Raw genomic sequence first — 11,703 nt, 5'->3', positions numbered from 1 at the left:
GATTCACACACACCAGGGTGAAAGTCTTCAGACGCCCACGAATCTCACGGCGCGGCTGGCCCATCAACCCCTGACGACTCAGGACCGCATGGACTTCAGCTTTTCGAGTGAACAGGTGGAGCTGTACGACAGCGCTCTGTCGTTCGCGAAGTCGGAGTTGAGCGCGGAGGCCAGCGGCCATGAGGGATTCCCGAGGGACCTTTGGCGCCGATGCGGTGAGTTCGGCTTCCTGGGCCTGCCCGTGCCCGAGCACCACGGAGGGCTCGGGCTGGACACGTTGACGACGGCGCGGGTGATGGAGGCGCTGGGACGCGGATGCGCGGACACGGGGCTGGTCTTCTCCGTGGGGGCGCACCTGTTCGCGTGCGTGCTGCCGGTGCTGGAGTGCGGCGACGAGGCGCAGAAGCAGCGCTACCTCCCCCGGTTGTGCGCGGGAGCGTGGGTGGGCGCCAACGCCATCTCGGAGCCGGAGGCGGGCTCGGACGTCTTCGCGCTCAAGACGCGGGCGGTGCGCGACGGCCACGACTACGTGCTCGATGGGAGCAAGAGCTACGTCACCAACGGGCCGGTCGCCGACGTGTTCCTGGTGTACGCCGTCACCTCGCCCTCACACGGCTACATGGGCTTGAGCGCCTTCCTCATCGAGAAGGACACGCCGGGGCTCTCGGTGGGACGGCCCTTCCAGAAGATGGGCCTGTCCACCTCCCCCATCGCCCCGCTCTATCTGGAGAGCTGTCGGGTGCCCGCCTCCGCGCGGCTCGGAGAGGAAGGCCAGGGCGCGCCGATGTTCAAGCGCTCGATGCAGTGGGAGCGGGCGTGTCTGTTCGGCGCCTATGTCGGGTTGATGGAGCGGGTGCTGGAGCAGACGGTGGACTTCGCCCGACAGCGCAAGCAGTTCAAGCGGGCGATCGGAAAGAACCAGGCCATCTCCCATCGGCTGGCGGACATGAAGCAGCGGCTCGATGCGGCGCGACTGCTCCTGCACCGGGCCTGCTGGCTGATGGACCGCGGGCAGGACGCGGCGATGGAGGTGTCCCTCGCCAAGCTGGCCATCAGTGAGGGGGCGATCCAATGCGGCCTGGATGCCATCCAGATCCACGGAGGCCTGGGCTACGTGGCCGAGGTGGGCATCGAGCGCGTGCTGCGTGACGCCATTCCCAGCGCCCTCTTCTCCGGCACCTCGGAGATGCAACGCGACATCATCGCCAGTCACCTGGGCCTATGACGCTCGACCAGATTGTCATGCGCGCCGCGGCGCGGAACCCCGGGGCCATCGCCGTCAGGGGGCCCGATGAAATCCTCACGTACGGACAGCTCGACGCGCTCGCCAACCAGGTGGCGCGGGTCCTCCAGGAACTGGGGGTCCAGCGCGGCGACCGGGTGGGCCTGTGGACCGAGAAGTCGGCGCGAGCAGTGGCCGCCATGCAGGGCATCGCGCGGCTGGGCGCCGCCTATGTCCCGTTGGATCCACTGAACCCGGCCGCGCGCACGCGGCTCATCCTCGACGACTGCCGCATCGACGTGGTGGTGACCAGCGCCGCGCGCGCATCCGAGCTGCGCAACGGGGGCCTCGACCGTCTGCGCTTCCTGCTGGTGGACGACACGGGTCCTGCGCGCGCATGGACGAACCTGGGCAACGTCTCCCCGGAGTCGCTGCCGGGGCATGGCCTGGACGACCACGCGCTGGCCTACATCCTCTACACCTCCGGCTCCACGGGCACTCCCAAGGGCGTGTGCATCAGCCAGCGCAACGCCCTGGCCTTCATCGAGTGGAGCCATGCGCTGCTGGGCACCACGCCGGAGGACCGCTTCAGCAACCACGCGCCGTTCTTCTTCGACCTCTCGGTGCTGGACCTCTATGCGGCGTTCCTCGGGGGCGCCTCCGTCACGCTCATCCCGGAGGCGCTGGCCTTCACGCCGAAGAAGCTGGTGGAGCTGGTGCTGCGCGAGCGGTTCACCGTCTGGTACTCGGTGCCCTCCGCGCTCATCCTGATGATGTCGGAGGGAGGACTGCTGGAGCACGAAGACCTCCCGTTCCGGACGGTGCTGTTCGCGGGCGAGCCCTTCCCCATCCGCCACCTGCGCCCACTGAGAGAGCGCCTCGCCACCGCGCGGTTCTTCAACCTGTACGGTCCCACGGAGACGAACGTCTGCACCGCCTACGAAGTGGGCGACATCGCCCCCGAGCGCACCGAGCCGGTGCCCATCGGACATGCGAGCTGTGGTAACCGCGTCTGGCTGGCGGACGAAGCGACGCAGCCGGGCGTCGGAGAGCTGATGGTGGAGGGGCCCACGGTGATGCTGGGATACTGGGGTCAGCCGCCACAGGAGGCGCGGCCCTACGCGACGGGGGACCTCTGCCGTCAGCTTCCGGATGGCGGGTTCGAGTACCTCGGCCGGCGCGACAACATGCTGAAGGTGCGAGGGCGGCGCATCGAGCCGGGCGAGATCGAGACGGCGCTGCTGACCCATCCAGCAGTGCGGGAGGCAGGGGTCGTCACCACCGAGTCCGGCCTGGACGCGCGACTGGTGGCCTTCGTCGTGGCCACCGACGGCACGAAGCCCACCCTCCTCCAGCTCAAGAAACACTGCGCCGAGCGACTGCCCCGGTACATGATCATCGACGAGCTCCGCGTGCTGGCGGAGCTGCCAAGGACCCAGAACGGCAAGCTCGACCGGCGAGCGCTCCGCGACCTGGCGCCGCGACGCACTTGACGGAGCTCACCCCGCCCGCAGCACCTCACCCAACCTGCGCACCGCCTCGGTGATCCGCTCCGGCGCGCAGGCGGAGAAGTTCAACCGCAGGCCATGCGACGCCGAGCGTCCACCGCTCACCGCGAAGGCCTGTCCCGGCAGGTACGCCACCTGCTGCGTCTCCAGCGCGCGTGACAGCAACACCGTGCTGTCCATCCCCTCGGGCAGCTCCACCCAGACGAACATCCCGCTCGTGGGCGTCGTCCACGTCGCCCCCTCGGGCAGTTGCGTCTCCAGCGCCTTCAGCAACGTGTCCCGCCGCAGCCGATACTCCCGCCGCAGCGTCTCCAGATGCCCCTCCAAGTGCCCCGACTGGAGGAACGCCAGCACCATCCGCTGCGGGAAGGTTGTCGTGTCGATGTCGCTCGCCTCCTTCACCGTCGCCAGCCGGAACACCATCCACTCCGGCACCACCACCCAGCCCACCCGCAGCGCCGGCGCGAGGATCTTCGAGAACGAACCGACGTAGAACACCCACTCCGACTCCCACGCCTTCACCGGCGCGAGCGCCCCGCCCTCCTCGTAGTGCAGGAACCCATACGCGTCATCCTCGATGACCGGCATCCGGTACTCGCGCGCCAGCCCCGCCAGCCGCTCCCGAGCCTCCCGCGCGAGGCTCGTCCCCAGCGGGTTGTGCCCGTCGCTCATCGTGTAGAACAGCGCCGGCCGCTCACCCGCCGCGAGCAGCGCCTCCATCCCATCCAGGTCCAACCCCGCGCGTGCATCCCGCCGCACCGGAACCCGACGCACGTCGTAGGGCGCGAGCACCTGCTGGAACCCCGAATACACCCGGTCCTCCAACAACACGCTGCGCCCCGGCTCCAACAAGAGCCGCGCGAGCAGGTTCATCCCCTGCTGCGCCCCCGTCGTCAGGAACACCTGCTCCGGCGAGCACCTCACGCCCCGCTTCGCCATCAGCGCCGCCACCTGCTCGCGCAACGGCTCCAGCGTCGCCGAGTACTGCAACGCCTGCCCCTCCTCCGCCAGCACCCGCGCCGCCGCCTCCGCCATCCCCTCCGTCGGGAACAGCTCCGCCGCCGGCAACCCCAGGGCCAGCGAGTACACCCCCGGCCGCGTGATCTTCTGCAACATGTCCTGGATGGCGGACGGCCCCAGCCCTCGCGCCCACGACGCCACCGGCAACTCGGCCACACTCGACGGAGCCTTCACGATGTCTCCACGTGATGACGCGCAAAACCTGCGCACTCTTGAAACTCCGCCGCAATCGTAGCGCACGGGAAAGCCGAGCGAGCAGGAAGCCACACCCGGAAGACGCACCCCGCGTGGGCCTGGAGCCCCACTCGCGCTCGGCGGGCGGCCAGCCGTCACCTGGGGCTTCCCAGTCTCCGAGCCCTCCTCGATAATCGAAGCTCGCCTGGAGAACCGATGCTGGACCGACCGATGTACCTCAAGCCCAACGTGGCGATCGAGCCGCTGTACAACCAGTGGTACGCGTGGTGGTACCTGCTCTCGCCGGCCACCGCGCCCCTGTTCGTCACGAACCTGCACCAGAAGCTGATGCAGTCCTTCGTCGCGAACCCGGACGTGCACGTGGCCGCGCTGAAGAACCCCATGTTGATGGGCGGCCCCTTCATCAACCACCCCACGGCCAAGGCCCCTCGCGTGAAGGAGCTCCTGGAGCGCACGCAGAAGGAGCAGGCCCACATGCTCGCCTACACCAAGGCGGTGGGCGAGCTGGAGCAGCTGCTCGCGCCCAACAACGGCGGCTCGCTCGAGGCGCTCTACGCCAAGGTGCCCGACCTGCTGCGCGGCTACGTGGAGCTCACGTACGACCTGAGCAACCGCGCCAGCGCCCGCTTCATCGAGCCCCTGCTCTACAAGAGCCGCTTCTACCAGGAGTCCTCGCAGAGCGTGACGCTGTCCCAGGTGGACGGCGACTGGCGCCCGTACATCTTCAGCACGCCGCGCCTGGAGGAGGACACGCCCATCTGGCTCAACGTGCCCTTCCGTCACGAGGGCCTGGACGCGCTGTTCCGCATGCGCCACACGCCGGGCTCCCCGGGCCAGGTGGCGGAGATGCTCGGCGTGCCGTCCAAGGCCGCCGCCGCGTTCGCGGACCTGTTCACCGACGTGGTGCCGCGCAAGGCCGCCCGCTATGACGGCGAGGGCGTGCGCGTGCGCTACTTCGGCCATGCCTGCGTGCTGCTGGAGACCAAGGAGGTGAGCATCCTCACCGACCCCGTCATCAGCTACGAGTTCCCCACGGACCTGCCGCGCTACACCCACGCGGACCTGCCCGAGCACGTGGACTACGTGGTCATCACCCACGGACACGCCGACCACCTGATGATGGAGACGCTCATCCAGCTGCGTCACCGCGTGGGCACCATCATCGTCCCGCGCAACAACGGCAACTCGCTGGCGGACCCCTCGCTGCGGCTGATGCTCCAGGCCACGGGCTTCAAGAACGTGGTGGAGATCGACGACCTGCAGGAGATTCAAATCCCCGGCGGCTCCATCACCGGCCTGCCCTTCATCGGCGAGCACAGTGACCTGGCCATCCAGGCGAAGACGGCGCACCTGGTGCGGCTGGGCGGCAAGTCCATCCTGATGGCGGCGGACTCCAACGCGCTCGAGCCGCGGATGTACCAGCACCTGCGCGAAATCATCGGGCCCATCGACATCCTCTTCCTCGGCATGGAGTGCGAGGGCGGCCCGATGAGCTGGATGTACGGCCCGCTGCTCACCAACCCGCTGCCCCGGAAGATGGACCAGGCCCGGCGCCTCAACGGCTCCGACTGCGCCCGCGCGTCGGAGATCTCCAACTACCTGACGCCCAAGGAGGTCTACGTCTACGCCATGGGTCAGGAGCCCTGGCTGCGCCACGTGATGATCCTCGTCTACGACGAGACGGCGCCCCAGCTCATCGAGTCCAACAAGTACCTGGAGCACTGCCGCGCCAAGGGCATCCAGGCCGAGCGCCCGTACGTGCGCATGGAGCGCGTGCTCTAGCGAGCGCTCACGCGGCGCGGGGTGACAGGTGGCCCCGCGCCCGGAGCGCGTCCAGCACGCGCTCCACCCCCGCCTCCACCGGCTCCGTCGCCGAGCGGACCGTGACGTCCGGCGACTCCGGGGCCTCGTAGGGGTCCGAGACGCCGGTGAAGTGCGGCAGCTCCCCCGCCAGCGCCTTCTTGTAGAGCCCCTTCACGTCGCGGGTGATGAGCGCGTCCAGGGGCGCCTCGATGTAGACCTCCACGAAGTCCACCTGGGCCTCCGCCGCCAGCGCGCGCACCTCCGCGCGAGAGCGCTGGTACGGGGAGATGGCCGCGACGATGACGCCCACGCCGTGCCGGGCGAGCAGCCGCGCCACATGGCCGATGCGCCGCGCGTTCTCCTCGCGGTCCTCGCGCGAGAAGCCCAGGCCCCGCGTCAGCCACGTGCGCACCTCGTCGCCGTCCAGCACCTCCACCGCGCGCTCGGGGGAGAGCCGCTCGCGCAGCGCCCGCGACAGCGTGCTCTTGCCCGCGCCCGACATGCCCGTCAGCCAGAGGATGAAGCCCCGCCGGTTCATGCACACCTCACACGGCGGGGCCGTTGATCATCCCGGCCCCCACCGTCGCGTTCGTCGCTTCGTCGATGAGGATGAAGCTGCCCGTGTGCCGGTTGTCGCGGTACGCGTCGAAGAACAACGGTGCCGTGGTGCGCAGCGTCACCCGGCCAATCTCGTTGAGCGCCAGCCGGGGACTCTGCTCGTCGCGGCTGAGCGTGTTGATGTCCAGCCGGTAGTGCAGCTGCTTCACCTGCGCGCGCACCGAGCGCGTGGTGTGCTTGAGCGCCAGCCGCGAGCCCGTCTGCAGCGACACGCCCTCCGCCAGCCAGCACACCATCGCGTCCAGGTCCTGCCCCACGTGCGGCGGGTTGCCCGGACGGCACAGCAGGTCGCCCCGGCTGATGTCCAGCTCGTCCGCCAGCGACACATTCACGGACATGGGCGGGAACGCCTGCGCCACCTCCCGCCCCGCCAGGTCCAGCGAGCGGATGCGCGTGGTGAACCCGGAGGGCAGCGCCATCAGCTCGTCGCCGGGCTTGAGCACCCCGCCCAGCACCTGCCCCGCGTACGCGCGGTAGTCCGGGAACCTCGACGACATGGGCCGGATGACCGTCTGCACGGGGAAGCGCACGTGGATGAGGTTGCGGTCCGACGCGATGTGCACGTTCTCCAGGTGGTGCAACAGCGTCGGCCCCTGATACCAGGGCATCTTCTCCGAGCGCGTCACCACGTTGTCCCCGCCCAGCGCGGAGATGGGGATGAACGTCAGGTCCGTCACGTCCAGCTTCATGGAGAACTGGCGGAACTCCTCGCGGATGGCCTCGAAGACGGCCGCGTCGAAGCCCACCAGGTCCATCTTGTTCACGCACAGCACCAGGTGCGGCACGCGCAGGAGCGACGCGAGGAACGCGTGGCGCCGCGTCTGCTCCAGCACGCCCTTGCGCGCGTCCACCAGGATGAGCGCCAGGTCCGCCGTGGACGCCCCCGTCACCATGTTGCGCGTGTACTGCAGGTGCCCGGGCGTGTCCGCGATGATGAACTTGCGGCTCGCCGTGGCGAAGTAGCGGTACGCCACGTCGATGGTGATGCCCTGCTCGCGCTCGGCCTTGAGCCCGTCCAACAGCAGCGCCAGGTTGACGTACTCGTCCCCGCGCGCGCGGCTGGTGCGCTCCACCGCGGCCAGCTGGTCCTCGAGAATCGAGCGCGTGTCGTGGAGCAGCCTGCCGATGAGGGTGCTCTTGCCGTCGTCGACGGAGCCCGCGGTCGCGAAGCGTAGCAGTTCCACTAGAAGTACCCCTCGCGCTTGCGGTCTTCCATCGCCGTCTCGCTGAACTTGTCGTCCGCGCGGCTCGCGCCCCGCTCCGTGACGCGCGAGGCGGCGATCTCCGAGATGACGTCCTCCACCTTCACCGCCTCCGACTCCACGCACGCGGTGCACGTCATGTCGCCCACCGTGCGGAAGCGCACCGCCGCCGTCGTCACCTCCTCGCCCGGGAGCAGCGGCAGGTACGGGGACCACGCCATCAACATGCCGTCCCGACGGAACACCTCGCGCCGGTGGCTGAAGTAGATGGAGGGCAGCGCCACACCTTCGCGGGCGATGTACTGCCACACGTCCAGCTCCGTCCAGTTGGACAGCGGGAAGACGCGCAGGTGCTCACCCCGGCGGTGGCGGCCGTTGTACAGGCTCCACAGCTCCGGGCGCTGGTGCTTGGGGTCCCACTGGCCGAACTCGTCGCGGAAGGAGAACACCCGCTCCTTCGCGCGCGCCTTCTCCTCGTCCCGGCGCGCGCCGCCGAACACGGCGTTGAAGCGGTGCTTCTCGATGGCCTCCAGGAGCGGCACCGTCTGCGCCCGGTTGCGCGAGGCGCGGGGCCCCTTCTCCTCCGCCACCCGCCCGGCGTCGATGGCCTCCTGCACGGACGCCACCAGCAGCCTCGCGCCCAGCTCGGCCACGCGCGCGTCCCGGTACGCGAGCACCTCCGGGAAGTTGTGCCCGGTGTCCACGTGCATGAGGGGGAAAGGCAGCGGCGCGGGCGCGAAGGCCTTCACCGCCAGGTGCAGCATCACCGCGGAGTCCTTGCCGCCGGAGAACAGCAGCACCGGGCTGTCCAGCTCGGCGACCACCTCCCGGAGGATGAACACCGACTCCGCCTCGAGGGCGTCCAGGTGCGAAAGCTCGTAGCTCACGGGAGAAAACGCTAGCACGCCTCACACGGAGTCCTGCCAGCCCACTCATTCACGAAATACGCGCGTAACAAGTCAGGCATGTACGCGGGGTGGAAGTCTGCAGCGGGCTCGAAGTTGCCAGGGCTTGACCCGTTTTCCTCGGCTGTGCGACAGAACCGTACCGCCATGCCCAGTGCGCCCACCTCGAATCCGAACGCTCCCGAACGCTGGTTTCCTTCCCGCAAGCCCCTGCCGGACGCTCGGCTGAGGCTGTTCGCCCTGCCCTTCGCGGGCGGCAGCGCCTCCATCTACAGCGGCTGGCAGGGTGGCCTGCCACCGGGCGTGGAGCTGTGCGCGGTGCAGCTGCCCGGCCGCGAGCGGCGGTTGATGGAGAAGCCCTTCGACAGCCTGCCCGCGCTGGTGGACACGCTGCTGCCGGTGCTGGCGCCGCTGCTCGACAAGCCCTTCGCCTTCTTCGGCTACAGCATGGGCTCGCGCATCTCCCTGGAGCTCACCCGGCGGCTGCAGGCGCGCAACGGCCCCATGCCCCGCGGGCTGGTGCTGGCCGCGTCCGGCGCCCCGCGCGAGTCGGACCGCAAGCCCATCCACCACCTGCCGCAGGAGCAGTTCATCGAGGAGCTGCGCCGCTACGACGGCACGCCGGAGGAGATCCTCCAGCACCGCGAGCTCCTGGAGCTGCTGGTGCCCACGCTGCGCGCGGACTTCGCGCTCGCGTGGTGGGAGAACGGCGTCTCCCCCGTGAAGCTCGACGTGCCCATCTCGGTCATGGGCGGCACCACGGACAAGCACGTGTCGCTCGCCCGGCTGGAGACGTGGCGCGAGGAGACGCGCAGCCCGGACTTCCGCATCCGTCACTTCGACGGCGGGCACTTCTTCCTGCGCGCGCAGCAGGCCGCGCTGCTCGCCGCGCTGGGCGAGGACCTCACCCGGTGGATGTCGACCCCGGCGTGAGGCCCCGCGCCGCCTCGAACCGGGGCGGCGCATCCGACGCCAGCGGGACGGTGAACTGCCAGCGCACACGGAACGGCTGGTCCCACGGCCGGCGCATCGCCACCGCGGCCTGGTGACGCGCCGAGGGCCGCAGCTGCATGAAGCGCCAGGTCTGGGGCGTGTCCTTCATCCGCGCATCGAACGAGATGCGCGGCTCCTTGCCCGCCTCCAGGTGGAAGGCGAACTGGTCCAGCGGCAGGGACAGGCCCGCGCCCCGGGCCTTGATGTAGGACTCCTTGAGCGTCCAGTACTCGAAGAAGCGGCCGCGCTGCTCGCCCTCGGGCAGGGCCTTGAGCGCGGCGACCTCGGGCGCGGCGAAGAAGCTGTCGGCGATCTCCACCGTCTCGCCCTTGCGCTCCGCGTCCTCCACGTCCGCGCCCAGCTCCGCGTCCAGCCCCACCGCCACCAGCGCCATGCCGTCGGTGTGGGACAGGTTGAAGCGCAGCCGGGCGCCGTGCTCGCCGCGAATCTCCGGCCGCCCGTAGGCGTTGGTCGAGAAGCTCCACGCCGTGGGCGGCACCGGCGCGTAGCGCGACAGCGTCAGGCGCACCAGCGCGTGACTCACCAGGTACTGCTTCTGGTGGCGCTCGAAGCGGAAGCGCTGCTGCTTCTCGCGCTCGGCCGAGTCCAACAGGCCCCAGTACGCGTCCAGGAGGTGCCGCTCCAGGATGCGCTCGGGCTCGACAATCCACACGTGGACTTCGTCCGGACCCAGTTCCAGCGGCGCGACAGTCGACATGCGCCTGCTCTACCACGCCCACCCCACCCCCGCGTAGGCTCCCCAGGTTCCAGGCCGGCCTCGCGCCGGACGGGGGGAGCCACATGGATCCACGCGCCGCGACGAAGAAGCTGGAGACCCTGCGCACGCTCATGGCCGGTCACACCGACGCCAGCGAGGAGCGCCGCATCCTGGACCTGCTCGGTGACGCGACGCCCGCCGAGCTGAACTACCTGTTGGCCAACGTCGACCTGGAGTCGCTCCTGGGCGATCTGGACGACCGCGTCTTCGGCCCGGACCACCACACCCTCCTCATGAAGCTGCTGTGCCGGGAGCGGGCGCAGGAGCTGGCGCTGCCCGTGCGCGCCAGCCTGGTGACGGCCATCCAGAGGGGCGGCACGCCCTACACCGCCGAGCAGTGCATCAAGGATTTGTTCCTCGGCGTGCGGGGCCGCGAGCTGACGGCGTTCAAGAACCTGCTCGACGCCGGCAACAACCACCAGGACCTGGAGAAGCTGCTCTTCGACGACGTGGACAACGTGGCGCTGCGCGAGGAGATCCTCGGCCACATCCAGCACGAGGCCCGCCTGGCGCCCAGCGGCGAGAGCAAGGTGCTCAGCGACATCGACGACACCTTCTACGCCAACCTCAAGGACAGCCGGTACCCGCCCAAGACGGTGTACCCGGGCGTGCTCGCCTTCTACGCGGAGCTGGACCGGGGGCCGGGCATCATCCCCGGACGCGAGGGCGACCTCACCTTCGTCACCGCGCGCCCCATGGACCCGCTGGGCGCGGTGGAGAACCTGACGTTCGACAGCCTGCGCAAGCACGGCGTTCCGCCGCACGTGGTGCTGTCCGGCAGCCTCACGCACCTGCTGGGCAACTCGCGCATCGCCGCGAAGAAGTTCGACAACTTCCTGCGCTACGTGCGCTGCTTCCCCGAGTACAGCTTCGTCTTCGTGGGCGACAGCGGCCAGGGCGACGTGGAGTTCGGAGACAAGATGCTCCAGCACGCGCCGGAGGCCGTGCACGCCGTCTTCATCCATGACGTGGTGGACACCCCGGAGACGACGCGGCGGGCGTGGCTCGACAAGCGCATCCACTTCTTCGACACCTACGTGGGCGCGGCGGTGGACGCATTCGCGGTGGGCCTCATCTCCCGGGACGGCCTGGCCCGCGTGGCGCTGGCGGCGCGTGAGTCCATGGAGGGCATCGCCTTCACCTCCGCGGCCCAGCGTGACGCACGCAAGACGGAGCTGTTGCGCGACCTGCAACGCGCGGATGCCTTGACGTCGCCCTCCCCGCCCGCGGCGCACTGACGTCCCCAAGGAGCGTCGGCTGGCGGAAGCTCCCCTCGGCGCGGGGGCGGGCCGGCTGACGTGTTCCGGACGGCCGCTGGGGCGCGCGCTCGCTCCGGTGGGCAATCCCCTTCCACCGTCCCTGGGGGCAGTTGGCGCGGGCCCCCGCATCGCCAACTTTCCCACCGCTCCCTCATGGGGGCCGAGGGGCGGAGCGCCCCCGTGGCGAGGGAGGGTGGCGT

The 11,703-nt window shown here is 69.8% G+C and carries 10 protein-coding genes; 5 read left to right on the top strand and 5 right to left on the bottom strand.

The features are described 5' to 3' along the window. The first annotated feature begins 88 nt into the window (after window positions 1-88). Window positions 89-1,225 (top strand): prodigiosin MBC biosynthesis dehydrogenase PigA, encoded by a 1,137-nt coding sequence (gene pigA / locus VZQ01_RS39215; RefSeq protein WP_426746179.1) that lies wholly within the window; start codon window positions 89-91, stop codon window positions 1,223-1,225. Further along, entirely contained in the window at window positions 1,222-2,715 is a 1,494-nt protein-coding gene (locus VZQ01_RS39210; RefSeq protein WP_426746178.1) for an amino acid adenylation domain-containing protein, read from the top strand. The genes pigA and VZQ01_RS39210 overlap by 4 nt, the downstream gene beginning before the upstream one ends. Before the next feature lie 6 nt (window positions 2,716-2,721). Here the strand turns inward: VZQ01_RS39210 and VZQ01_RS39205 are convergent, their stop codons facing one another. Then, entirely contained in the window at window positions 2,722-3,924 is a 1,203-nt protein-coding gene (locus tag VZQ01_RS39205) for an aminotransferase-like domain-containing protein (RefSeq protein ID WP_426746177.1), read from the bottom strand. A gap of 216 nt (window positions 3,925-4,140) precedes the next feature. Between VZQ01_RS39205 and VZQ01_RS39200 the strand changes: the two genes are divergently transcribed. Next, window positions 4,141-5,727 carry an MBL fold metallo-hydrolase gene (locus VZQ01_RS39200; protein WP_141328022.1) on the top strand — a complete coding sequence of 529 codons (1,587 nt, stop codon included), beginning with the start codon at window positions 4,141-4,143 and terminating at the stop codon, window positions 5,725-5,727. A gap of 7 nt (window positions 5,728-5,734) precedes the next feature. Here the strand turns inward: VZQ01_RS39200 and cysC are convergent, their stop codons facing one another. From cysC to cysD, 3 genes are read right to left on the bottom strand one after another with little or no spacing between them, the layout of a single operon-like run. Further along, entirely contained in the window at window positions 5,735-6,286 is a 552-nt protein-coding gene (gene cysC / locus VZQ01_RS39195; protein ID WP_046714122.1) for an adenylyl-sulfate kinase, read from the bottom strand. A gap of 7 nt (window positions 6,287-6,293) precedes the next feature. Next, window positions 6,294-7,550: a sulfate adenylyltransferase subunit 1 gene (locus VZQ01_RS39190; protein WP_223747395.1), complete on the bottom strand. Its 1,257-nt coding sequence runs from the start codon at window positions 7,548-7,550 to the stop codon at window positions 6,294-6,296. Further along, entirely contained in the window at window positions 7,550-8,455 is a 906-nt protein-coding gene (gene cysD, locus VZQ01_RS39185) for a sulfate adenylyltransferase subunit CysD (protein WP_141328026.1), read from the bottom strand. The genes VZQ01_RS39190 and cysD overlap by 1 nt, the downstream gene beginning before the upstream one ends. A 165-nt stretch (window positions 8,456-8,620) precedes the next feature. Here cysD and VZQ01_RS39180 point away from each other — a divergent pair, with 165 nt between their 5' ends. Next, window positions 8,621-9,406 carry a thioesterase II family protein gene (locus VZQ01_RS39180; RefSeq protein WP_223747394.1) on the top strand — a complete coding sequence of 262 codons (786 nt, stop codon included), beginning with the start codon at window positions 8,621-8,623 and terminating at the stop codon, window positions 9,404-9,406. Here the strand turns inward: VZQ01_RS39180 and VZQ01_RS39175 are convergent. Further along, entirely contained in the window at window positions 9,378-10,184 is an 807-nt protein-coding gene (locus tag VZQ01_RS39175) for a 4'-phosphopantetheinyl transferase family protein (RefSeq protein ID WP_223747393.1), read from the bottom strand. The two genes, VZQ01_RS39180 and VZQ01_RS39175, sit on opposite strands and share 29 nt — an antisense overlap. An 83-nt stretch (window positions 10,185-10,267) precedes the next feature. On the opposite strand from VZQ01_RS39175, the gene VZQ01_RS39170 reads away from it, so the two are divergent. Then, window positions 10,268-11,482 carry a phosphatase domain-containing protein gene (locus VZQ01_RS39170; protein ID WP_426746176.1) on the top strand — a complete coding sequence of 405 codons (1,215 nt, stop codon included), beginning with the start codon at window positions 10,268-10,270 and terminating at the stop codon, window positions 11,480-11,482. The last annotated feature ends 221 nt before the right edge of the window (window positions 11,483-11,703 follow it).

The organism is Myxococcus faecalis (assembly GCF_050039385.1).
Taxonomy (GTDB): Bacteria; Myxococcota; Myxococcia; order Myxococcales; family Myxococcaceae; genus Myxococcus; species Myxococcus fulvus.
This window is presented reverse-complemented; position numbering and strand designations above follow the sequence as displayed.

Bases quoted from the DNA above. Each gene is read 5' to 3' on its own strand.
- pigA (WP_426746179.1), top strand. From the start codon at position 89: ATGGACTTCAGCTTTTCGAGTGAACAGGTGGAGCTGTACGACAGCGCT.
- VZQ01_RS39210 (WP_426746178.1), top strand. From the start codon at position 1,222: ATGACGCTCGACCAGATTGTCATGCGCGCCGCGGCGCGGAACCCCGGG.
- VZQ01_RS39200 (WP_141328022.1), top strand. From the start codon at position 4,141: ATGCTGGACCGACCGATGTACCTCAAGCCCAACGTGGCGATCGAGCCG.
- cysC (WP_046714122.1), bottom strand. From the start codon at position 6,286: ATGAACCGGCGGGGCTTCATCCTCTGGCTGACGGGCATGTCGGGCGCG.
- VZQ01_RS39180 (WP_223747394.1), top strand. From the start codon at position 8,621: ATGCCCAGTGCGCCCACCTCGAATCCGAACGCTCCCGAACGCTGGTTT.
- VZQ01_RS39175 (WP_223747393.1), bottom strand. From the start codon at position 10,184: ATGTCGACTGTCGCGCCGCTGGAACTGGGTCCGGACGAAGTCCACGTG.
- VZQ01_RS39170 (WP_426746176.1), top strand. From the start codon at position 10,268: ATGGATCCACGCGCCGCGACGAAGAAGCTGGAGACCCTGCGCACGCTC.